The organism is Halomonas sp. M4R1S46, assembly GCF_025725685.1.
Lineage (GTDB): Bacteria > Pseudomonadota > Gammaproteobacteria > Pseudomonadales > Halomonadaceae > Halomonas.
On record NZ_CP107008.1, the window covers coordinates 529,468 to 552,114 of the forward strand.

General features: G+C 68.6%; 21 protein-coding genes and 3 tRNA genes. 19 read left to right on the plus strand and 5 right to left on the minus strand.

The features are described 5' to 3' along the window. Together kdsA and eno are read left to right on the plus strand one after the other, a co-directional pair. On the plus strand, positions 1–852 hold the full coding sequence (kdsA, locus tag OCT48_RS02505; RefSeq protein ID WP_263591178.1) for a 3-deoxy-8-phosphooctulonate synthase: 852 nt from the start codon (positions 1–3) through the stop codon (positions 850–852). Positions 853–888: 36 nt separating this feature from the next. Next, positions 889–2,181, plus strand: coding sequence for a phosphopyruvate hydratase (gene eno / locus OCT48_RS02510; RefSeq protein WP_263591179.1), 1,293 nt, complete (start codon positions 889–891; stop codon positions 2,179–2,181). 484 nt (positions 2,182–2,665) lie between these two features. Here the strand turns inward: eno and fdxA are convergent, their stop codons facing one another. Next, positions 2,666–2,989, minus strand: a complete 324-nt coding sequence (gene fdxA / locus OCT48_RS02515; RefSeq protein WP_263591180.1) for a ferredoxin FdxA — start codon at positions 2,987–2,989, stop codon at positions 2,666–2,668. A gap of 220 nt (positions 2,990–3,209) precedes the next feature. After that, complete coding sequence (gene mutS, locus OCT48_RS02520; protein WP_263591181.1) at positions 3,210–5,789, minus strand: DNA mismatch repair protein MutS; 2,580 nt, start codon at positions 5,787–5,789, stop codon at positions 3,210–3,212. Between the two features lie 403 nt (positions 5,790–6,192). On the opposite strand from mutS, the gene OCT48_RS02525 reads away from it, so the two are divergent. The 9 genes from OCT48_RS02525 (at position 6,193) to OCT48_RS02565 (ending at position 13,489) form a co-directional block, all read left to right on the plus strand. Further along, positions 6,193–6,714: a CinA family protein gene (locus tag OCT48_RS02525; protein ID WP_263591182.1), complete on the plus strand. Its 522-nt coding sequence runs from the start codon at positions 6,193–6,195 to the stop codon at positions 6,712–6,714. Between the two features lie 135 nt (positions 6,715–6,849). Next, positions 6,850–7,911: a recombinase RecA gene (recA, locus tag OCT48_RS02530; RefSeq protein ID WP_263591183.1), complete on the plus strand. Its 1,062-nt coding sequence runs from the start codon at positions 6,850–6,852 to the stop codon at positions 7,909–7,911. Between the two features lie 3 nt (positions 7,912–7,914). Continuing rightward, positions 7,915–8,385, plus strand: a complete 471-nt coding sequence (locus OCT48_RS02535; protein ID WP_263591184.1) for a regulatory protein RecX — start codon at positions 7,915–7,917, stop codon at positions 8,383–8,385. A 298-nt stretch (positions 8,386–8,683) separates the two neighbouring features. Further along, on the plus strand, positions 8,684–11,290 hold the full coding sequence (gene alaS, locus OCT48_RS02540) for an alanine--tRNA ligase (RefSeq protein WP_263591185.1): 2,607 nt from the start codon (positions 8,684–8,686) through the stop codon (positions 11,288–11,290). 105 nt (positions 11,291–11,395) lie between these two features. Next, positions 11,396–12,646, plus strand: coding sequence for an aspartate kinase (locus tag OCT48_RS02545; RefSeq protein ID WP_263591186.1), 1,251 nt, complete (start codon positions 11,396–11,398; stop codon positions 12,644–12,646). 198 nt (positions 12,647–12,844) lie between these two features. Next, positions 12,845–13,048 carry a carbon storage regulator CsrA gene (gene csrA, locus OCT48_RS02550; protein ID WP_263591187.1) on the plus strand — a complete coding sequence of 68 codons (204 nt, stop codon included), beginning with the start codon at positions 12,845–12,847 and terminating at the stop codon, positions 13,046–13,048. A 90-nt stretch (positions 13,049–13,138) separates the two neighbouring features. Further along, positions 13,139–13,231 (plus strand) — tRNA-Ser (locus OCT48_RS02555). 35 nt (positions 13,232–13,266) lie between these two features. Further along, positions 13,267–13,343, plus strand: a tRNA-Arg gene (locus OCT48_RS02560). A gap of 69 nt (positions 13,344–13,412) precedes the next feature. Then, positions 13,413–13,489: transfer RNA gene (locus OCT48_RS02565), tRNA-Arg, on the plus strand. A 187-nt stretch (positions 13,490–13,676) separates the two neighbouring features. Here OCT48_RS02565 and OCT48_RS02570 read toward each other — a convergent pair. Beyond that, positions 13,677–14,636: a tRNA dihydrouridine synthase gene (locus OCT48_RS02570; RefSeq protein WP_263591188.1), complete on the minus strand. Its 960-nt coding sequence runs from the start codon at positions 14,634–14,636 to the stop codon at positions 13,677–13,679. A gap of 173 nt (positions 14,637–14,809) precedes the next feature. On the opposite strand from OCT48_RS02570, the gene OCT48_RS02575 reads away from it, so the two are divergent. From OCT48_RS02575 to OCT48_RS02585, 3 genes are read left to right on the plus strand one after another with little or no spacing between them, the layout of a single operon-like run. Beyond that, complete coding sequence (locus tag OCT48_RS02575) at positions 14,810–15,052, plus strand: OadG family protein (protein ID WP_263591189.1); 243 nt, start codon at positions 14,810–14,812, stop codon at positions 15,050–15,052. Positions 15,053–15,109: 57 nt separating this feature from the next. Beyond that, a complete protein-coding gene (gene oadA, locus OCT48_RS02580) occupies positions 15,110–16,915 on the plus strand; it encodes a sodium-extruding oxaloacetate decarboxylase subunit alpha (protein WP_263591190.1) in 1,806 nt (601 codons plus the stop codon). A gap of 10 nt (positions 16,916–16,925) precedes the next feature. Continuing rightward, positions 16,926–18,251, plus strand: coding sequence for a sodium ion-translocating decarboxylase subunit beta (locus OCT48_RS02585; protein ID WP_263591191.1), 1,326 nt, complete (start codon positions 16,926–16,928; stop codon positions 18,249–18,251). 247 nt (positions 18,252–18,498) lie between these two features. On the opposite strand, the gene OCT48_RS02590 is transcribed toward OCT48_RS02585, so the two are convergent. Next, positions 18,499–19,125 (minus strand): IMPACT family protein, encoded by a 627-nt coding sequence (locus OCT48_RS02590; protein WP_263591192.1) that lies wholly within the window; start codon positions 19,123–19,125, stop codon positions 18,499–18,501. After that, on the minus strand, positions 19,125–19,595 hold the full coding sequence (lexA, locus tag OCT48_RS02595; RefSeq protein ID WP_263591193.1) for a transcriptional repressor LexA: 471 nt from the start codon (positions 19,593–19,595) through the stop codon (positions 19,125–19,127). Before lexA ends, OCT48_RS02590 begins: the two co-directional genes overlap by 1 nt. Positions 19,596–19,789: 194 nt before the next feature. On the opposite strand from lexA, the gene ccmA reads away from it, so the two are divergent. From ccmA to ccmE, 5 genes are all read left to right on the plus strand, one after another. Beyond that, entirely contained in the window at positions 19,790–20,434 is a 645-nt protein-coding gene (gene ccmA, locus OCT48_RS02600; protein WP_263591194.1) for a cytochrome c biogenesis heme-transporting ATPase CcmA, read from the plus strand. A 61-nt stretch (positions 20,435–20,495) separates the two neighbouring features. After that, positions 20,496–21,164, plus strand: coding sequence for a heme exporter protein CcmB (gene ccmB, locus OCT48_RS02605; protein WP_263592564.1), 669 nt, complete (start codon positions 20,496–20,498; stop codon positions 21,162–21,164). A 14-nt stretch (positions 21,165–21,178) separates the two neighbouring features. Next, positions 21,179–21,919, plus strand: a complete 741-nt coding sequence (locus tag OCT48_RS02610; protein ID WP_263591195.1) for a heme ABC transporter permease — start codon at positions 21,179–21,181, stop codon at positions 21,917–21,919. Continuing rightward, positions 21,919–22,143 (plus strand): heme exporter protein CcmD, encoded by a 225-nt coding sequence (gene ccmD, locus OCT48_RS02615; protein WP_263591196.1) that lies wholly within the window; start codon positions 21,919–21,921, stop codon positions 22,141–22,143. Before OCT48_RS02610 ends, ccmD begins: the two co-directional genes overlap by 1 nt. Then, positions 22,133–22,639, plus strand: coding sequence for a cytochrome c maturation protein CcmE (gene ccmE / locus OCT48_RS02620; protein ID WP_263591197.1), 507 nt, complete (start codon positions 22,133–22,135; stop codon positions 22,637–22,639). Before ccmD ends, ccmE begins: the two co-directional genes overlap by 11 nt. Positions 22,640–22,647: the final 8 nt, after the last annotated feature.

Here is a 22,647-nt window from a genome sequence, read left to right on the forward strand (position 1 = left end):
ATGACCGCCCCCGAACGCCATATCGACGTTGCCGGCCTGCCGGTCGGCAATGCCCTGCCGCTGACCCTGTTCGCCGGGATGAACGTGCTGGAATCCCGCGAGCTGGCCCTCGAGGTCGCCGAGGCCTATGTCGAGGTCACCGGGCGTCTGGGCATGCCCTACGTGTTCAAGGCCAGCTTCGACAAGGCCAACCGTAGCTCGATCCACTCCTTCCGGGGACCGGGCCTCGAGAAGGGCCTGGAGATCCTCGCCGAGGTGAAGGCGCGCTTCGGCGTACCGATCATCACCGATGTCCACGAGCCCTGGCAGGCCAGGCCCGTCGCCGAGGTGGCCGATGTCATCCAGCTGCCGGCCTTCCTCGCCCGCCAGACCGATCTGGTGGTGGCGATGGCCGCGACCGGGGCGGTGATCAACATCAAGAAGCCGCAGTTCCTGGCGCCCCACGAGATGCGCCATATCCTGCGCAAGTGCGAGGAGGCCGGCAACGACCGGCTGATCCTCTGCGAGCGCGGCACCAGCTTCGGCTACAACAACCTGGTGGTGGACATGCTCGGCTTCGGTGACATGAAGCAGACCGGCTACCCGCTGCTGTTCGATGTCACCCATGCCCTGCAGCGCCCCGGTGGCCGGGCCGACAGCGCCGACGGGCGTCGCGCCCAGGTCGCCGAGCTGGCCCGGGCGGGGGTCGCCGTGGGGCTGGCCGGCCTCTTCCTGGAGGCGCACCCGGACCCGGACAACGCCAAGTGCGACGGCCCCTGTGCGCTGCCGCTCGACAAGCTCGAGCCCTTCCTGGCCCAGCTCAAGGCCCTGGACGACCTGGTGAAGGGGTTTGCCCCGCTCGAGATTGCCTGATTTCCCCCAACGCTGACTCGCTAAGGACGACACAACATGACCAAGATCGTCGATATCCGCGCCCTCGAGGTGCTCGACTCCCGCGGTAACCCCACCGTCCAGGCCGACGTGCGCCTGGAAAGCGGTGCCACCGGCTCCGCCTGTGCCCCGAGCGGGGCCTCCACCGGTTCCCGCGAGGCCCTCGAGCTGCGCGATGGCGACAAGTCCCGCTACCTGGGCAAGGGCGTGTTGAGGGCCGTCGAGGCCGTCAACGGGACCATCCGCGAGCGCCTGGTCGGCATGGATGCCCGCGACCAGCGTGGCCTGGACAACGCCATGCTCGAGCTCGACGGCACCGACAACAAGGCCACGCTGGGTGCCAACGCCATCCTCGCCGTGTCCTTGGCCGCCGCCAAGGCCGCCGCCGCCGCCAAGGGCGTGCCGCTCTACGCCCATATCGCCGAGCTCTACGGCCAGCCGGGCCAGTACCGCATGCCGGTACCGATGATGAACATCCTCAATGGCGGCGAGCATGCCGACAACAACGTCGACATCCAGGAGTTCATGATCCAGCCGGTGGGGGCGCCCAGCTTCCGCGAAGGCCTGCGCATGGGCGCCGAGATCTTCCATGCCCTGAAGAAGGTGCTGTCCGCGCGCGGCCTGTCCACCTCGGTGGGCGACGAGGGCGGCTTCGCCCCCAACCTGGCCTCCAACGCCGAGGCCCTGGCGGTGATCAAGCAGGCGGTGAGTGACGCCGGCTATACGCTCGGCTCCGACATTACCCTGGCGCTGGACTGTGCCTCCTCCGAGTTCTACAGGGACGGCCAGTACCAGCTCTCCGGCGAAGGCAAGAGCTTCGACGCCGCCGGTTTCGCGGACTACCTGGTCGAGCTGTGCGACCAGTACCCGATCGTCTCCATCGAAGACGGCATGGACGAGTCCGACTGGGACGGCTGGAAGGCCCTCACCGACAAGCTCGGTGACCGCGTGCAGCTGGTCGGCGACGACCTCTTCGTCACCAATACCCGGATCCTCAAGCGTGGCATCGACGAGCAGATCGGCAACTCCATCCTGATCAAGTTCAACCAGATCGGTTCGCTCTCCGAGACCCTCGACGCGATCCGCATGGCCCAGGATGCCGGCTTCACCGCGGTGATCTCCCACCGCAGCGGCGAGACCGAGGACACCACCATCGCCGACCTGGCGGTGGGCACCGCCGCCGGCCAGATCAAGACCGGCTCGCTGTGCCGTTCCGATCGCGTCGCCAAGTACAACCGTCTGCTGGTGATCGAGCAGGACCTCGGTGACCGGGTGGCCTACCCGGGGCGTGCCGCGATCAAGGGTCAGTAAACGAACACTGTTGTCTTTGCCGGCGTGATTTGTAGGAAATCGCCCACAAGATGACGACGACATCGACCACAGTTAGCCTGAGAAAGACCGGCGCTTCGGCGTCGGTCTTTTTTTATCCGACTGATTTCAAAAGGTTTTCTGGGTGGTCGACATGACTGCCCCCGGGTCGTGGATGGCGGAGGGGAGGGTTGAGAAGTCGCCAGGCCCTGCCACAATGAACTCGGGATCAGGGAGAGCGGAGTCTCTCCCGGCAGGATGCCACGGGATGCAGTCTAGAGTGCGCGCGGTGCGACAGGATGCCGCCTCCGCGCAGGGACGTCACTCAGGGAGAGCGAGCGGAAGGATCCGCTCAAGGATGGCTTGGAGCGGGCGGCCTGCAGGGTCGCCCTTTTTTGCCTGGTGTTCTCCTCCACGTGCAGGGCAAAACGACGACGCCGAATGTCGAGAGACATTCGGCGTCGTCGTGTCCGGGAGGTGGGTGGGCTCAGCGCTCCAGGTGCTCCAGCTTGCCGGGCTTGCCGTCCCAGTCCTCGGCGTCGGCCGGCGGGTCCTTCTTCTCGGCAATGTTCGGCCAGACCTCCGAGAGCTCGGCATTGATCTCGATGAACTGTTCCTGCCCCTCGGGCAACTCGTCCTCGGAGTAGATCGCCTCGGCCGGGCACTCGGGCTCGCACAGCGCGCAATCGATGCACTCGTCGGGGTGAATCACCAGAAAGTTGGGACCCTCGTAGAAGCAGTCCACCGGGCAGACCTCGACACAGTCGGTGTACTTGCACTTGATGCAGTTCTCGGTGACGACGAATGTCATGTCAGTCTCCCTTCCTCGGGGCCGGGGCGCGCCGCGGCCGATCGGTCTTGAATGTTGAGTTTTAGGTTATAAAAACGTTTGCTTTTATAATATGTAGAACTTGGTCGAACCATTCTAGTCGCCCCGCCATATGTCCCGCAAGCCGTGGGCTGCCAAGCCGGCGGCGATGGTCGCCGAGCATGAGGGGCAGCGGGTCACGCCCCGTTCGGGCGTCGAGCCCTCACAGGCTTTCCTGCCAGCGGTACAGCCACTCCAGCGCCTGGCGCGGGGTGACCTCGTCCAGTTGCAGCCCCGAGAGGCTCTCGACCACCGGATGCGGGGCGCTGGCGAAGAGGTCGGCCTGCTGGGGCGGGGCGGCGCCGTCCAGCGATGCGCCGTCGAGGCGCTGACCTTGATCGACCTCCTGCTGTTCCAGGGTGGCGAGTTTCTCCCGCGCCCGGCTGATCACGCCCTGGGGCACGCCGGCGAGCTGGGCGACCTGAAGACCATAGCTCTGACTGGCCGGGCCGTCCTCCACCCGGTGCATGAAGACGATGCCGTCGCGGTGCTCCGCCGCCGTCAGGTGGACGTTGGCCACCCCCGGCACCTGATCCGCCAGGGCCGTCATCTCGAAGTAGTGGGTGGCGAACAGCGTGAAGGCGCGGCTGCGGGTCAGGTGCTCGGCGCTGGCCCAGGCCAGGGACAGGCCGTCGAAGGTCGAGGTACCCCGGCCGATCTCGTCCATCAGCACCAGGCTGTGGTCGGTGGCGTTGTGCAGGATGTTGGCGGTCTCGGTCATCTCCACCATGAAGGTGGAGCGCCCGCCCGCCAGGTCGTCCGAGGAGCCGATGCGGGTGAAGATGCGATCCACCGGGCCGATCACCGCCTCGTCGGCGGGCACGAAGCTGCCGGTATGGGCGAGCAGGGTAATCAGCGCCGCCTGGCGCATGTAGGTCGACTTGCCGCCCATGTTGGGGCCGGTGATCACCAGCATGCGGCGCTCGTCGTCCATGTGCAGGTCGTTGGGCACGAAGGGCGCGTCGCTGACCCGCTCGACCACCGGGTGGCGGCCGCCGCGGATGGCCAGGCCGGGGGCCTCGGGCAGCGTCGGGCGCACCAGGTCCAGGGCCCGGGAGCGCTCGGCGAACGCGGCCAGTACGTCCAGGGCGGCCAGGGCGCGGGCGCTGGCCTGCAGGGCGCCGAGCTCGGCGTTGAGCTCGTCCAGCAGGCTCTCGTAGAGCAGCTTCTCCCGGGCCAGCGCCCGGGACTTGGCCGACAGCGCCTTGTCCTCGAACTCCTTGAGCTCGGGGATGATGAAGCGCTCGGCGTTCTTGAGGGTCTGGCGGCGGATGTAGTCCACCGGGGCGTCGCGGGCCTGGGCGCGAGGGATCTCGATATAGTAGCCATGGACCCGGTTGTAGCCCACCTTGAGCCCGGGCAGGCCGGTCCGCTCGCGCTCCCGGGTCTCCAGTTGCACCAGGTAGTCACCGGCGTGCTCGGCGAGCCCACGGTGCTCGTCGAGCTCGGCGTCGAAGCCCTCGGCGATCACCCCGCCGTCGCGGATCACCACCGGCGGATTCTCCACCAATGCCCGGGCCAGGGTGTCGGCGAGCGCCGGGTAGGGGCGGATATGGCGCTTCAGCTCGTCCAGGGCGGTGCCGTCGGCGTAGTCGGCCAGCGCGCCCTGGAGGTCGGGCAGGGCGGCCAGGGCATCGCGCAGTCGCGCCAGGTCCCGGGGACGGGCGCTGTAGAGGGCGACCCGGGCGAGGATGCGCTCCACGTCGCCGATGGCCTTGAGCGAGTCGCGCAGCGGCTCGAAGCCGTCGCGGTCGAGCAGGGCGGCCACCGCCGCCTGGCGGCCGCCCACCTGGGCGCGGTCGCGCAGCGGGCGGTTGAGCCAGCGCTTGAGCAGCCGCGAGCCCATGGCGGTGGCGGTGGTGTCGAGCACGCTGGCCAGGGTGTTGTCCGTGCCGCCGCCGAGGTTGAGGTCGATCTCCAGGTTGCGCCGGCTGGCGGCATCGATCACCACGGCGTCGTCCCGGCTCTCCACGCCGATGGCAGTGACATGGGGCAGGCGCGAGCGCTGGGTGTCCCGGGCGTAGTCGATCAGCACCCCGGCGGCGGTGAGGGCCGCCTCCAGGTGGGCGCAGCCGAAACCGCGCAGGTCCTGGACCGCGAACTGGTCGCACAGGGTGCGGGTGGCGGACTCGAGATCGAACAGCCAGTCGCTCTGGCGGCGCAGGCCGCGGCGTTCCTCGAGGGCGGGGGGCAGGGCGAGGCTCTCGGAGAGCAGCAGCTCGGCCGGATCCAGGCGGGTCAGCTCGGCGAGCATCTCGGCCTCGCCCTCGACCTCCAGCACGCTGAAGCGCCCGCTGGACAGCTCCAGCCAGGCCAGGCCCCAGCGTTCGCCGGCGGGGTGGACCGCCACCACCAGGTTGTCGCGGCGCGCGTCCAGCAGGGCCTCGTCGTAGAGGGTGCCGGGGGTGACGATGCGCACCACCTTGCGCTCTACCGGGCCCTTGCTGGTCGCCGGGTCGCCCATCTGCTCGCAGATGGCCACCGACTCGCCGGCCTGGACCAGTCGGGCGAGATAGCCCTCGGCACTGTGGTAGGGCACGCCGGCCATGGGGATCGGCTTGCCCGCCGACTGGCCGCGCTGGGTCAGGGTGATGTCGAGCAGGGCGGCGGCGCGCTTGGCATCCTCGAAGAACAGCTCGTAGAAGTCGCCCATGCGGTAGAAGAGCAGCACTTCCGGATGCTCGCGCTTGATCTTCAGGTACTGTGCCATCATCGGCGTGTGCTGGGCGCTGACCTGTGACATGGGATTCCTTGGACGTCCTGTGGTGAGGGTGGCGATCTATGGGGGGAGACCGGCGTCGACACGTCATGCATGTCTCGGGCAAAGCCAGTATTCTACGCCCAAGGGCGGTCGACGTCAGGGCCGTCGAGACCTCGTTCAGCGCCATTGCAGCCAGGGCGAGGGGCGCCGGGGACAGGTCGAAGAGGGGGTCCTGCGCCATGGGTGAGGCGGACCCCGCCGAACGGGCTGGCCATGGATGGCCAGCACCGGTCCTGCAAGCGGAGCAGGATGCGAGAGCGCCGCAGGGCGTCGGTAGCGCCCAGGGATGGGTTCACAGCGCCCCCTCGTAGACCTGTCGACGGAGTAGCCCCGAGCAGCACGGTTACCTGTGATGGCCCTGAGATCATACCAAGGAGGGAGTCAGATGCCCGTATCGCCCGAGTCGCGCCGACTCTCCGAACGCCTCGGCGAGCTGTGCCGCAGCCGGGGCGTGACCGTCAGCGCCGCCGAGTCCTGCACCGGCGGCGGGGTGGCCAGCGCCATCACCGAGGTGGCCGGCAGTTCCGACTACTTCGAGACCGGTTACGTGACCTACGCCAACGGCGCCAAGACCCGCCTGCTGGGGGTGCCCGAGACGCTGATCGAGGCGCATGGTGCGGTCAGTCGCGAGGTGGTCGAGGCCATGGTGGCCGGCGCCTGCCGGGAGAGCGGTGCCGACCTGGCCGTGGCCGTCAGTGGCGTGGCCGGCCCCGGCGGCGGCGGCCCCGACAAGCCGGTGGGCACGGTCTGGCTGGCCTGGGGAGGCGCCGACGGTGTCCTCGCCGAGCGCCGCCACTTCCCTGGCGATCGGCAGGCCGTGCGCGAGCAGGCCGTCGAGGCCGCCCTGGCCGGGCTGATCCTGGCCCTGGCGGACGACCGCGCCGATGCGCCCGGCGACACCAGATGAGGCTGGCCGAGCGCCGCTTTTTTCGTCATACTACTGTGCAGTCATACAGTGCTTTCGACAGGGGCCGCGAGCCCGTCGCCGCCATTACCGCTTTCGTCATGCCGTCCTCGACGGCGACCGCTTAGGAGATCCTTCATGGCTCAGGACGACAATCGTTCCAAGGCGCTCGACGCCGCGCTTTCCCAGATCGACCGGCAGTTCGGCAAGGGCACCGTGATGCGCCTGGGGGATGCCCCGCGCGTGGTGATGCCGTCGGTATCCACCGGCTCGCTGGGGCTGGATATCGCGCTGGGCATCGGCGGCTTGCCCTACGGCCGGGTGGTGGAGATCTTCGGCCCCGAGTCCTCGGGCAAGACCACCCTGACCCTGTCGGTGATCGCCGAGGCCCAGAGGCAGGGCAAGACCTGCGCCTTCATCGACGCCGAGCACGCCCTGGATCCGAGCTATGCCGAGAAGCTCGGCGTCAACCTCGACGACCTGCTGGTCTCCCAGCCGGATACCGGCGAGCAGGCCCTCGAGATCTGCGACATGCTGGTGCGCTCCGGCGGGGTCGACGTGATCATCATCGACTCGGTGGCGGCGCTGACTCCGCGGGCCGAGATCGAGGGCGAGATGGGCGATTCCCACGTCGGCCTGCAGGCGCGGCTGATGTCCCAGGCGCTGCGCAAGATCACCGGCCACATGAAGAGCGCCAACTGCATGGTGGTGTTCATCAACCAGATCCGCATGAAGATCGGCGTGATGTTCGGCAGTCCCGAGACCACCACCGGCGGCAACGCCCTGAAGTTCTATTCCAGCGTGCGCCTCGACATCCGCCGTACCGGCTCGGTGAAGCAGGGCGACGAGGTCACCGGCAACGAGACCCGGGTCAAGGTCGTCAAGAACAAGGTGGCACCGCCGTTCCGCCAGGCCGAGTTCCAGATCCTCTATGGCAAGGGCATCTACCACGCCGGCGAGGTAGTCGACCTCGGCGTGCAGTGCGGCCTGGTCGACAAGGCCGGCGCCTGGTACAGCTACCAGGGCAACAAGATCGGCCAGGGCAAGGCCAACGCCGCCCAGTTCCTCGAGGACAACCCGGCGGTGATGGAGGAGATCGAGAGCCAGATCCGCGCCCAGTTGCTGGCCACCCCCGAGCCCAAGGAGGAGGCGGCCGAGGCCACCGCCGACGCGGGCGAACGCAACGACGATCTGCTCTAGGCCATGCGCGAGCGACTCGCCGCCGACGCCACGCCCCGGGAAGACGCCATCCGCCTGCTGGCCCGGCGCGAGTATGCCCGGGACGAGCTGCGCGAGCGGCTCGCCGCCCGGGGCCACGCGGCCGGCGAGGTCGAGGCCTGTCTCGATGCCCTGGTCGAGCAGGGGCTGCAGAGTGATGCGCGCTTCGCCGAGAGCTTCCTGCGGTCCCGGGTGGCCCGCGGCCAGGGCCCGGTGAAGATTCGCGCCGAACTCGGGCGGCGGGGCATCGACGACGACACCACCCGGGCGGCCTTCCGCGAGGCCGACGACGAGGTCGACTGGTTCGCGCTGGCCGCCGAGGTCCTGGCGCGGCGCTTTCCCGGCCCCGGCGAGGGGCCGCGGGAGCGCGCCCGCCGCGAGCGCTTCCTGGCCGGTCGCGGCTTCGACTTCGACCAGCTCAGGCACGCCCTCGCGCACGCCTGGGACGACGCCTGACCCCTCCCGACGGCCTTCCGCCCTTTAGTCGCTTGACGGCTGCGCTATAATGGCTCCCTTTGCGGAGGAAACACTGTCTAAATGTCTGCGCGGCTCAATCACTGCGTTACGCGGTGCTGGAGCGCCAGCCCGGTCGCAATCTCAGCCTATACCGCTTAGGCTCCGGTTGCTGTGCTCCGTGCGCCTTGTGCTTGAGCGCGCTCGCCAATTTATACAGTGCTTCCTAGTGCCCCGGGTGGCAGCTCGATGACGGCTGCACTGCCCGCCCGGCCACCATGCTTATCGCCACGGATACCCCATGAAAAGCGCAGACATCAGACAGGCCTTTCTGAAGTACTTCGAGGAGCAGGGGCACACCATCGTGCCGTCCAGCTCCCTGGTGCCGGGCAACGACCCGACGCTGCTGTTCACCAATGCCGGCATGGTGCCGTTCAAGGATGTCTTCCTCGGGCGCGACCCGCGGCCCTATGTCCGCGCCACCTCGGCGCAGCGCTGCGTGCGTGCCGGCGGCAAGCACAACGACCTGGACAACGTCGGCTATACCGCGCGCCACCACACCTTCTTCGAGATGCTGGGCAACTTCAGCTTCGGCGACTACTTCAAGCGGGATGCCATCCGCTTCGCCTGGACCTTCCTCACCGAGGTGCTGGGACTGCCCAGGGAGAAGCTGTGGGTCACCGTCCACGTCAGCGACGACGAGGCCGAGCGCATCTGGAAGGACGAGATCGGCGTCGACCCCGAGCGCTTCTCCAGGCTCGACGAGGACAACTTCTGGCAGATGGGCGACACCGGTCCCTGCGGGCCGAGTTCCGAGATCTTCTTCGATCACGGCCCCGAGGTGTGGGGCGGGCCTCCCGGCAGCCCAGAGGAGGACGGCGACCGCTACATCGAGATCTGGAACCTGGTCTTCATGCAGTTCGATCGGGACGCCGGCGGCGAGATGCATCCGTTGCCCAAACCGTCCATCGACACCGGCATGGGCCTCGAGCGGATCGCCGCGGTGATGCAGGGCGTCCACTCCAACTACGAGATCGACCTCTTCCAGTACCTGCTCGAGGCCGCGGCCCGGGCCACCGGTCACGCGGATACCACCACGCCCTCGCTGCGGGTGATCGCCGACCATATCCGTTCCTGCGCCTTCCTGGTCGCCGATGGCGTGCTGCCCTCCAACGAGGGGCGCGGCTACGTGCTGCGCCGGATCATCCGCCGGGCCGTCCGCCATGGTCACAAGCTGGGCGCCAAGGGCAACTTCTTCCACACGCTGGTCGGGGCGCTGGATGCCGTGATGGGCGATGCCTATCCCGAGCTGCGCGAGGCCCGGCACCAGATCGAGCGTGTGCTGCTCAAGGAGGAGGAGCAGTTCGCCCGCACCCTGGAACACGGCATGGGCCTGCTCGAGGAGGCCCTGGGCGAGCTCCAGGGCGAGGTGCTGGCCGGCGAGACGGTGTTCAAGCTCTATGACACCTACGGTTTCCCCTACGACCTGACCGCCGACGTCTGCCGCGAGCGCGGCGTCAGCCTCGACGAGGCCGGCTTCGAGCGCGAACTGGAGGCCCAGCGCGAGCGCGCCCGGGCGGCCAGTCAGTTCGACGCCGACTACGGGGCGGCCCTGGATCTCGAGGGCGAGACCGCCTTCACCGGCTATGACCGGCTGGAGGACCGCGCCACCGTCACCGCCCTGGTCGACCGCGAGGGCAATGGCCTGGCCAAGCTGGTGCCGGAGCAGCGCGGCGTGGTGGTGCTGGACCGCACCCCCTTCTACGGCGAGTCCGGCGGCCAGGTGGGCGACACCGGCTACCTTACGCTCGAGGGCGGCCGTTTCCTGGTCACCGACACCCAGAAGCAGGCCGGCCACCACCTGCACCACGGCGTGCTGCTCGAGGGCGAGCTGGCGGTCGGCGCCCAGGTGACGCCCCGGGTCGATGCCAGCCTGCGCGCGGCCACCGTGCGCAACCACTCCGCCACCCACCTGCTGCACCAGGCGCTGCGCATGGTGCTGGGCGATCACGTCCAGCAGAAGGGCTCGCTGGTGACGCCGGAGCGGCTGCGCTTCGACTTCAGCCACTTCGAGCCGATGACCGCCGAGCAGCTGGCCGAGGTGGAGCGCCTGGTCAACGAGCAGGTGCTGGCCAACGCCGACACCCGCATCGAGCACATGACCCTCGATGAGGCCAAGGCGAGGGGCGCGGCGGCGTTGTTCGAGGCCAAGTACGCCGAGGACGTGCGGGTGCTGAGCATCGGCGCCGATGGCTTCTCCGTGGAGCTGTGCGGCGGCACTCACGTGGCGCGCAGCGGCGATATCGGCTGCTTCCATATCGTCAGCGAGGCCGGTATCGCCAGTGGCGTGCGTCGCATCGAGGCGATTACCGGCGAGGGCGCGCTGGCCTATTTTCGCGAGCAGGAGGCTCGGGTGGGCCGCATCGCCGAACGCCTCAAGGCCAAGCCCGAGCAGCTCGAGGAGCGGGTCGACGCGCTGGTCGAGCGCAACCGCGGCCTGGAAAAGGAGCTCGAGCGCCTCAAGGGCAAGCTGGCCAGCGCCGCCGGCAACGACATGCTCGGCGAGGCCCGCGAGGTCAAGGGCGTCAAGGTGCTGGCCAAGCGCCTGGAGGGCGTGTCCGGCAAGGAGCTGCGCGGCATGCTCGACCAGCTCAAGAACAAGCTGGGGTCCGGCATCGTGGTGCTGGGCGTGGCCGACGAGAGCGCCGGCAAGGTGAGTCTGATCGCCGGCGTCACCGACGACCTGACCGCCCGCGTCAAGGCCGGCGAGCTGGTCAACCACGTGGCCTCCCAGGTCGGTGGCAAGGGCGGAGGGCGTCCCGACATGGCACAGGCCGGCGGCAGTGATGTCGCGTCCCTGCCGGCGGCGCTGGAGAGCGTCCCGGTGTGGGTCGAGGACCGGCTCTAGTCCTTTCGGGGGCCGGAGGCAGCGATGCCTCCGGCCCCTGGTCTTTGCGGCCTCCATCACCCTTCACTCATTCGAACGCTAACTCGAAACGAGGGATAACGACACATGGCACTATACGTACAGAAGTTCGGCGGCACCTCGGTGGGCTCCGTGGAGCGCATCAAGGCCGTGGCCGAGAAGGTCAAGGGCTTCCGTGACGCCGGCCATCAGGTCGTGGTCGTGGTCTCGGCCATGAGCGGCGAGACCAACCGCCTGATCGGCCTGGCCAACGATATCAACGACGACCCGACCCCGCGCGAGATGGACATGCTGGTCTCGACCGGTGAACAGGTCACCATCTCGCTGCTGACCATGGCCCTGCACAAGCTGGGCGTGCCGGCCACCTCCTACACCGGCTCCCAGGTCGGCATCATGACCGACAGCGCCCACACCAAGGCGCGCATCCAGCGCATCGAGACCGAGGACATGCGCCAGGACCTGGACGAGGGCCAGGTGGCCGTGGTCGCCGGCTTCCAGGGCGTCGACGAGGAGGGCAACATCACCACCCTCGGCCGCGGCGGCTCCGACACCACCGGGGTGGCCCTGGCCGCGGCACTGGGCGCCGACGAGTGCCAGATCTACACCGACGTCGACGGCGTCTACACCACCGACCCGCGCGTCTGCTCCCGGGCCCAGCGCCTGGACTCCATCACCGTGGAGGAGATGCTGGAGCTGGCCAGCCTCGGCTCCAAGGTCCTGCAGATTCGCGCCGTCGAGTTCGCCGGCAAGTACAACGTTCCGCTGCGCGTGCTGTCCAGCTTCGAGGACGGCCCCGGCACCCTGATCGTCGCAGACACCGACCAAGACGAGGACTCCATGGAAGAACCGCTGATCTCCGGTATCGCCTTCACCGCCAACGAGGCCAAGCTGACCCTGCTCAATACTCCGGATGTGCCCGGCGTCGCCTCCCGCATCCTGGGGCCGATCGCCGATGCCAACATCGAAGTCGACATGATCGTGCAGAACGTGGCCCCGGCCGGCGACTACACCGACTTCACCTTCACCGTCGCCAAGGGCGACTACAAGCAGACTCTCAGGATCCTCGAGGAGCAGGTGCTGCCCGAACTGGGCGAGGGCGAGGTCAAGGGCGACGACAAGATCGCCAAGGTCTCCCTGGTGGGGGTGGGCATGCGCTCCCACGCCGGCGTGGCCTCCAAGATGTTCCGGGTGCTGGCCGAGGAGAACATCAACATCCGCATGGTCTCCACCTCCGAGATCAAGATCTCGGTCGTGGTCGACGAGAAGCACATGGAGCTGGCGGTGCGTGCCCTGCACCAGGCCTTCGGTCTCGACAAGGACGATATCGAAAGCGAATAAGGCGTCGAAGTTCGTCTTCAGGTTCTACGCTTGTAGGGAAGTCCGGGGCTTCGCCGTGACAGGGCTTCCTTTCAACGAGCCCATTGGTTGTCATGGTCGACGCCAGTGGCCAGGGACGACGCCGCGGCCCTCATCGCGACGTCGTCGCCTGTCGAAGACGAGCATCCCGAAGTCAGTAGTCTGAGAAGGAGATCAGTCATGCTCATCCTGACTCGCCGTGTCGGCGAAACCCTGATGATCGGTGACGACATCACCGTCACCGTGCTTGGCGTCAAGGGCAACCAGGTCCGCATCGGCGTCAACGCCCCCAAGGACGTCGCCGTCCATCGTGAAGAGATCTATCAACGCATTCAGCGCGAGAAGACGGATGGGGATGCCGATGACGGGGCAGGTGGGGCCTGAGGGACGGGGTCGCGGGGAGGTGCGCAGAAAAATCCCCGAGGCGCTGGACAATGGCCTTTCAAATCGGTAGGATACGCACCTGTCGATGAGGGAGAGGTGGCCGAGTGGCTGAAGGCGCTCCCCTGCTAAGGGAGTATGGGGTTTATAGCCTCATCGAGGGTTCGAATCCCTCCCTCTCCGCCACGTTCGTCATGAACGTCTCGACACGGTAAGGATCAGCGCCCGTAGCTCAGCTGGATAGAGTACCTGACTACGAATCAGGTGGTCGGAGGTTCGAATCCTCCCGGGCGCGCCATCTTTATCCGCGATGACCCGAGTTCCGCGACTCGATCATCACTCGCGACGAGACAGCTTGTCGCCGAAAGCGCCCGTAGCTCAGCTGGATAGAGTACCTGACTACGAATCAGGTGGTCGGAGGTTCGAATCCTCCCGGGCGCGCCAGATTCCGACCCGCCCTCCTCGCGAGGGCGGGTCTTCTGCTTTCCAGTCAGTGGTTTCTCGCTAGCCGGACCGGCCGTGCCCAGAGAAGGGCCCCGGCTCCGCGATCGTTTGGGGCGCCGTTGCTTTGCGACGAGCGCCCCTTTTTTGCGTCCCTTTCCTGGATTGGTGGCATGATGCCGTCCCCGGCTCAGGCCGGTGCGGCCAGTCGCTCGCCCCGGGGTGCCCCGAGGCCGTCCAGGAAGGCCTCGAGCTCGGTGCGTCGGCGCAGCGCCTGGAAGCGTCGGGCGGCCTCGGCATCCCGGCCGCGCATCAGGTTCAACCATTGTTTAAGGAGGGAGACCACGATCCTGTCCGGGAGTGTGCTACGCTGCACCGCAGCATAGTCGACCAGCACCCGGGCCTTCTCGGCCCAGGGAGTCGCCGGCAGGCGCTCGCCGGTGGCCTGCCAGTGGCGGATGCGCCGGGCCAGCCCGGGGTCGGCCAGGGCGCCGCGGCCGAGCATGACATCGCGGCAGCCGGACAGGGTGCGGGCCTTCCAGTAGTCTTCCAGGGTCCAGATGTCGCCATTGGCGACCACCGGGATGGTCAGGTGCTGGCGGATGCGGCCGATCCATTCCCAGTGGGCCGGCGGACGGTAGCCCTCGTTGCGGGTGCGGCCGTGCACCACCAGGCGTCGGGCGCCGCCGTCCTCGGCGGCCCGGGCGCAGGCCAGTGCCAGCCGGCGGTCGGCGAAGCCCAGGCGGATCTTGGCGGTCACCGGGATGGTGTCGCCCACGGCGGTGTGCACGGCGCCCACGGCGGCGTGCAGTCGCTGCGGGTCGCGCAGCATGGAGGCGCCGCCGTCGTGGCGGTTGACCAGCTTGGCGGGACAGCCGAAATTCAGATCCAGGCTCGTGGCGCCCAGGCGCAGGGCCTGCCGGGCGTTGGCCGCCAGGGCGTCGGGGGCCGAGCCCAGCAGCTGCAGGTGGACGGGCACGCCGCTGGGAGTCACGGGAGGCGCGTCGCCGGCCAGTTCCGGGCAGTGGCGAAGGAAGACGCGGGGCGGCAGGCGCGTGTCCACCACCCGCACGAACTCGGTCACCGTCCAGTCGAAGCCGGCGGCGCGCGTCAACAGGTCACGGGTCACCGCATCGATCACCCCTTCCATGGGGGCTAGGCCGATATGACCCTCATGTAGTAAATTAACAACGTTGACTTCCACCATGGCGTCATTGCAATCCGTCGGGAGTCTGGCAGGTTAGGCGATCAGAATTCACGCGCAAGTCATCCTGATCTCGTGTTTTTCGCGCAAGGTGACTGCATTGGCGAGGAGATTTCCGCATGCAGGACATGCAACTATTGAACGAGGGCTTCGCCCTGATGGGGCTCGGCATGGGCTTCGTGTTTGTTTTTCTTACCGTGCTAGTGATCGTCACGACCCTGATGTCCAAGGTCATCGGCCGCTTCTTCCCCGAGCCGGCCCCGGCTGCCCCGTCCCGGCCCGGGCGCGCCGCGCCGGCCGGCGACGATGACCTCATGGCCGTGATCAGTGCCGCGGTGCACCGTTATCGCCAGCGCCGCTGAGGCCAGGCCGCTTTCCCCCTGTCCCTTTCCATCCTTTATAACGATAAGGAACGTCTCATGAGTGAGAACGCCCGCCCACTCGGCATCACCGACGTGGTCCTCCGCGACGCCCACCAGTCGCTGTTCGCCACCCGCATGCGCCTGGACGACATGCTGCCCATCGCCGAGAAGCTCGACAAGATCGGCTTCTGGTCGCTGGAGTCCTGGGGGGGCGCCACCTTCGACGCCTGTATCCGCTACCTCGGCGAGGACCCGTGGGAGCGGATACGGGCGTTGAAGGCGGCCATGCCCAACACCCGCCAGCAGATGCTGCTGCGTGGCCAGAACCTGCTCGGCTATCGCCACTACGCCGACGACGTGGTCGACCGCTTCGTCGAGCGCGCCAGGACCAACGGGGTCGATGTCTTCCGCGTCTTCGACGCCATGAACGACCCGCGCAACCTGGAGCGGGCCATCCAGGCGGTGCGCGCCAATGAGGGGCACGCCCAGGGTACCATTTCCTACACCCTGAGCCCCGTGCACACCATGGACAGCTGGGTCGAGCTGGCCAAGTCCATCGCCGCCATGGGCGCCGATTCCCTGGCCATCAAGGACATGGCCGGGCTGCTCACCCCCTACGATGCCTTCGAGCTGGTGTCGCGGCTGAAGCAGACGCTGGATATCCCCATCCACATGCAGTGCCATGCCACCACCGGGCTGTCCAGCGCCACCGCCCTCAAGGCCGTGGAAGCGGGCATCGACAACGTCGACACCGCCATCTCCTCGATGTCCATGACCTACGGCCACAGCCCCACCGAGTCGCTGGTGGCCATGCTCAAGGGCACCGAGCGCGATACCGGCCTCGACCTGGAGGCCCTCGAGGACATCGCCGCCTACTTCCGCGAGGTGCGCAAGAAGTATGCCGCCTTCGAGGGCTCGCTCAAGGGCATCGACGGCCGCATCCTGGTGGCCCAGGTGCCGGGCGGCATGCTCACCAACATGGAGAACCAGCTCAAGGAACAGGGCGCCGGCGACCGTCTCGACGAGGTGCTCAAGGAGATCCCCCGGGTCCGCGAGGACCTGGGCTACATCCCGCTGGTCACCCCGACCTCGCAGATCGTCGGTACCCAGGCGGTGATGAACGTGATGATGGGCGAACGCTACAAGTCCATCTCCAAGGAAGTCCAGGCGCTGCTCAAGGGCGAGTACGGTGCCGCCCCGGCCGAGCTCAACAAGGAGCTGCAGGCACGGGTGCTGGAGGGCGGCGAGCCGATCACCTGCCGCCCCGCCGACAACCTGGCGCCGGAGATGGACAGGCTGACCGCCGAGCTCAAGGACAAGGCCAAGGCCGAGGGCATTCGCCTGGCCGAGGGCGAGCGCGAGATCGACGACGTGCTCACCTATGCGTTGTTCCCGCAGATCGGCCTGAAGTTCCTCAAGAACCGCGACAACCCCGACGCCTTCGAGCCGGCCCCCCAGGCGCTGCAAGCCGGTACCCAGCCGGGTGCCCGGGCGCCGGCGACCCAGGGTGGCGCTCCGGCCGACCCCGAGACCTACACCATCAAGGTCAACGGCAAGGCGTACGTGGTCGAGGTCGCCGAGGGCGGCGAGATCGGTCAGGTCCAGGAGCAGGGCGCCGCCCCGGCGGCTCCGGCGGCTCCGGCCGCCTCCTCGGGCGAGACCATCGCCGCGCCGCTCGCCGGCAACATCTTCAAGGTCAACGTCAGCGTCGGCGACCCGGTCGCCGAGGGCGACGTGGTGATCATCCTCGAGGCCATGAAGATGGAGACCGAGGTGCGTGCCGCCTCGGCGGGGACCGTCTCGGCGGTCAAGGTCAGCGAAGGCGACAGCGTGGCCGTCGGCGACGCCCTCGTCGTGCTCTGAGGAAGGTTCCATGACCGAGAAGATACTGACGCTCTGGACCGGCTCGGGGCTCTACAACCTGAGTCTCGGCCAGGCGGTGATGCTGGCCGTCGGCCTGCTGCTGCTGTGGCTGGCCATGGCCAAGAAGTTCGAGCCGCTGCTGCTGGTGCCGATCGGCTTCGGCGGCATCCTGGCCAACATTCCCGAGGCGGGGCTGGCGCTGTCGGCCGCCGAGCAGGCGGCCCACCTGGCCGGGCCCGAGCTGCTCGAGCGCATGGCGGCGGCGCTGCAGCTGAGCCTGGACCCGGTCGCCGGCGTCGAGGCCTGGCGCCACACCCTCACCGAGGTGCTGCACGGCGACACCCCCCCCGAGCTGATCCGCGCCGCCAACGACGTGGCCAAGGGGGCCGGCCATGCCCCCGGCATGCTCTACCAGTTCTACAGCGTGGCGATCGCCTCCGGCGTGGCGCCGCTGGTGATCTTCATGGGTGTGGGCGCGATGACCGACTTCGGTCCGCTGCTCGCCAACCCGCGCACGCTGTTCCTCGGCGCGGCCGCCCAGTTCGGCATCTTCGCCACCCTGCTCGGGGCGGTGGGCATGTCGGCGATGGGCTGGATGGACTTCACGCTCAACCAGGCCGCCGCCATCGGCATCATCGGCGGCGCCGACGGGCCGACCTCGATCTATGTCTCGAGCATCCTGGCCCCGGAGCTGCTGGGGGCCATCGCCGTGGCGTCCTACTCCTACATGGCGCTGGTGCCGCTGATCCAGCCGCCGATCATGCGCGCCCTGACCACCAGGCACGAGCGCGAGATCGCCATGACCCAGCTGCGGCCGGTGTCCAAGCTGGAGAAGATCGTCTTCCCGCTCAGCCTGCTGATCCTGGTGGTGCTCTTCCTGCCGGATGCCGCGCCGCTGCTGGGGATGTTCTGCTTCGGCAACCTGATGCGCGAGTGCGGGGTGGTCGAGCGGCTGTCCGACACCGCCCAGAACGCCCTGATCAACATCGTGACCATCTTCCTGGGGCTGTCGGTGGGCTCCAAGCTGATGGCCGACCGCTTCCTGGCGGTGGAGACCCTGGGCATCCTCGGGCTCGGCATGGTGGCCTTCGCCATCGGCACCGCCTGCGGTGTGCTGATGGCCAAGCTGCTCAACAGCGTCAGCAAGATGCCGATCAACCCGCTGATCGGCTCCGCCGGCGTCTCGGCGGTGCCCATGGCGGCGCGGGTGTCGAACAAGGTGGGGCTGGAGTCCAATCCCCACAACTTCCTGCTGATGCACGCCATGGGGCCCAACGTGGCCGGCGTGATCGGCTCGGCGGTGGCCGCCGGCGTGATGATCAAGTACCTCGGCTGAGGGCGCCGCCACGTCCGTCCGCGAAACGGCGCCCCTCGGGGCGCCGTTTCGCGTTGTGGCCGCCATCTTCCTGTCACCTGCCGGTTCTGGTCTGGCCCATCAACGCCTCGGCGCCCCTGGGGGGAGGGACCGGCATGATCGATATCGCACGGGCCTTGCATGACAGGGCGCCGCGGCTGGCGGCCTGGCCGGCCTGGGCGTTTCGGCCGCTGGCCGCGAGGCTGCGGCGCCAGGCCCGGCGACCGGGTCAGGCCGCATTGGGGTCGAGTAGCTCGAGGCGGCCCTTGAGGCGGGCCGTCAGGGTGGCCAGGTCCCGGGCGGTGTCCCGGGGCCAGCCCAGGGTGAGCACCACGCCGTCGGCCTGGTAGTCGGCCCCGTCCACCGGGATGTCGTGCTCGGCGCACCAGGCCCGTGCCTGGGCCTCGCCGGCGAACTCGACCTTCAGGTGCAGGGCGTCGCGCTCGGTGACCTCGCGGCAGGGCAGCGAGACCAGGGCGTCGCTCACCGCCTGGCCATAGGCCCGGGCCAGGCCGCCGGTGCCGAGCTTGGTGCCGCCGAAATAGCGGATCACCACGCAGCCCACCTGGCCGAGGCCGGTGCCTTCCAGCACCTGGTACATCGGCCGCCCGGCGGTGCCGCCGGGCTCGCCGTCGTCGGAGAAGCCGATGGCCTGCTGCTCGCCGGGCGGGCCGGCGATGAAGGCGCTGCAATGGTGGCTGGCATTGGGGTGGGCCTGCCGCGCCGCCGCCAGCAGGGCCTCGAAGGCCGCGACGTCGGGGGCATGGCAGATCCAGGCGAGGAAACGGCTCTTCTCCACTTCCAGGACGGTCTCGTGCCTCTCGCCGGGGCCGAGGTCGGGAACGGCGTAGCGCATCAGGCCGCCAGGTCCGGCTGGCGGACCACGCCCATCACCAGGCCCAGCACCTGGATGTCGCTGTTCTTCAGGTAGATGGGGGGCATGGCCTCGTTGGCCGGCTGCAGGCGCACGCCGGACTTCTCGATATAGAGCTTCTTCAGGGTGACCTCCTGGTCGTTGATCATCACCACGGCGGTCTCGCCGTTCTCGGCGCTCTCGCGACGTTCGATGATGATCACATCCCCGTCGAAGATGTTGCAATCGATCATGGAGTTGCCGCATACCTTGAGCGCATAGGTGTTGCGCCGGACCATGCGGGTCGGCACCTCGATGCTGCCGGCGTCCAGGCAGGCCTCGATGGGCATGCCGGCCGAGACCCGCCCGAGCAGGGGGATCGCGACCAGGTCGTCGGCGTCGAGGTGGGCCCAGCCCTCGGCCAGGGGCAGGTTGGGCTGGCGGAACAGGTACTGTGGCGTGAGGCTAGGCATGGCGCGGCGTCCCCTTGTCGGCAATGACTGTCGATACATACAGTACATGGCCAGCATAGCAGGGCCCCGCCATCTGGCAAGTCACGCAGGCTTGATGCCAGGCAAGTGCGACGGCCTGACACGACCCCCGGCTGGCGACACCAGGCCTTTCCGTGTAGAGTTCCGGGCCAAATTACCCATGCCGGGAGTGTGCCTTGAGCCTGCGCCTGCAAGCCCGAAAGCTGGCCTGTGAGCGGGATGACCGTTGGTTGTTTCACGACCTCGACCTGGAGCTCTGCGCCGGCGAGATCGTGCGTGTCGAGGGCCCCAACGGCAGCGGCAAGACCACCCTGCTCAAGATCCTGTCGGGCCAGCTGGCGGACTATCGGGGCGAGCTGTTCTGGAAGGGCGCGCCGATGCGCCGCGTGCGCCGCGACTTCCTGGCCAACCTGCTCTACCTCGGCCATGCGTCGGGGGTCAAGGCGGCGCTGACGCCGCTGGAGAACCTCGCCTGGTACCAGGCGCTGGCCGGGGCCCCCGGCGACGAGGACGACCGCCTGGCGGCCCTCGAGGCGGTGGGCCTGGCCGGCTTCGAGGACCTGCCGACGGGCCAGCTGTCCGCCGGGCAGCAGCGCCGCGTGGCCCTGGCGCGCCTCGAGCTGATGCCGCGGCCGCTGTGGGTGCTGGACGAGCCCTTCACCGCCATCGACCGGGACGGTGTGGCCGCCCTGGAGGCGAGGCTCGAGGCCCACACCCGGCGCGGCGGCTGCGTGCTGGTGACCACCCATCATGCGCTGCGCGCCTCGGCGGGACTGCGCAGCGTATGCCTGGGCGAAGGAGGGGCCGGTGTCGAACGCTGAATCCGGTCCCGCCCGGCACAACGGGTCGCTGCCGCTGGCCGGGGAACCCGAGGGAGGCGCCATGGTCGCAATTCGGGCGACCCTGAAGCGCGATCTGGTGCTGTTGCTGCGTCGGCGCAGCGAGGTGCTCAACCCGCTGGTGTTCTTCGCCCTGGTGATCACCCTGTTCCCGATCGGCATCTCGCCGGACCCGGCACTGCTGGCGACCATCGCCCCGGGGCTGCTCTGGGTGGCGGCGCTGCTGGCGGCGCTGCTGTCGCTGGACGGACTCTTCCGCAGCGACTACGAGGACGGCTCCCTCGAGCAGCTGCTGCTGTCGCCCCAGCCGCTGCCGGCCCTGGCGCTGGCCAAGGTGGCGGTACACTGGCTGCTGACCGGCCTGCCGCTGGCGCTGATGGCCCCGGTGCTCGGCATCATGCTGTCGCTGCCGGCGGGCAGCTACCTGGTGCTGGCATTGTCCCTGGCGCTGGGCAGTGCCAGCCTGAGCCTGATCGGCGCCATCGGGGCGGCGCTCACCGTGGGGTTGTCCCGGGGCGGGGTGCTGCTCTCGCTGCTGGTGCTGCCGCTCTACATCCCGGTGCTGATCTTCGGGGCCGGGGCCGTCCAGGCGGCCATCCTGGGCGCCGGGGTCTCGGCCCACCTGGCCATCCTCGGCGCGCTGCTGGCGGTGGCCCTGATCTTCGCGCCCTGGGCCATCGCGGCGTCATTGCGCATCAGTATCAACGGTTGAGGAATCGACACGTCATGTGGGCCTTCATACACAAGCTCGGCTCCCCCAAGTGGTTCTACGGCATCAGCGCCCGGCTCTCGCCCTGGTGCTGGGCGGCCGCGACGGCGTTGATCCTGGTCGGCGGCGCCTGGGGCCTGGCCTTCGCGCCGGCCGACTACCAGCAGGGCAACAGCTTCCGCATCATCTATGTCCATGTGCCCGCGGCCTTCCTGGCTCAGTCGATCTTCGTCGCCATGGCCGCGGCCGGCGTCATCTTCATGGTCTGGAAGATCAAGCTGGCCGATATGGCCGCGGCGGTCATGGCGCCGCTCGGGGCCGGCATGACCTTCGTGGCGCTGTTCTCCGGGGCCGTCTGGGGCGTGCCCACCTGGGGCACCTGGTGGCAGTGGGATGCCCGCCTGACCTCGATGCTGATCCTGTTCTTCCTCTATATCGGCGTGATCGCCCTGCGCGGGGCCTTCGCCAGCCGTGACAGCGCCTCCCGGGCGGCTTCGGTGCTGGCCATGGTGGGCGTGATCAACATCCCGATCATCAAGTACTCGGTGGAGTGGTGGTATACCCTGCACCAGCCGGCCACCTTCTCGGTGACCTCGCGGCCGACGATGCCCACGGAGATGTGGGCGCCGCTGTTGATCATGGTGCTGGGCTTCTACAGCTTCTTCATCGCCGTGACCCTGATGCGCACGCGCAGCGAGATCCTGCGCCGCGAGTCGTCCAAGCGCTGGGTCCGTGAACTGCTCGGGGAGGGCGGCTGATGGCCTTCGAGTCGCTTTCCGCCTTCCTCGCCATGGGCGGCCATGGCCCCTATGTGTGGGCGGCCTACGGCGCCACCGCCGCGCTGCTGCTGGGGGTGACCCTGCATGCCCGGGCCGAGCGCCGGCGGGTGCTGCGCGACCTGCGCCGGCGGCTGCGACGCGAACGGCGCCAGGCCGAGTCGGCCCCGGTTTCCCCTGACGAGAGGCATGCCCGTGAGAGCTAAACGCAAGCAGAAACTGTTCGTGATCCTGGGGCTGGTCACCCTGGCCGCCATCGCCGTGGGCCTGACCCTCTACGCCCTGCGCAGCAACATCAACCTCTTCTTCAGCCCGGTGCAGATCGCCGGCGGCGAGGCGCCCCTCGAGCGTCAGATCCGCGCCGGCGGCATGGTCAAGGAAGGCTCGGTGGCCCGCGACGCGGAAAGCCTCGACGTCGCGTTCACCGTGACCGACTACGTGGAGGACGTGCGGGTGCGCTACAGCGGCATCCTGCCCGACCTGTTCCGCGAGGGGCAGGGCGTGGTGGTGGTGGGCCAGCTGCAGCCGGGGGGCTGGCTGCGCGCCGACCAGGTGCTGGCCAAGCACGACGAGAACTACATGCCCCCCGAGGTGGCCCAGGCCCTGGAGGACGCCGGCTATTCGCCGGAGGACTACCAGGCCAAGGCCGCCGAGGTGGCGGAGCGGCTGGACGCCCAGCCGGCGCCCGCCCGCCAGGACTGACCCGGAGT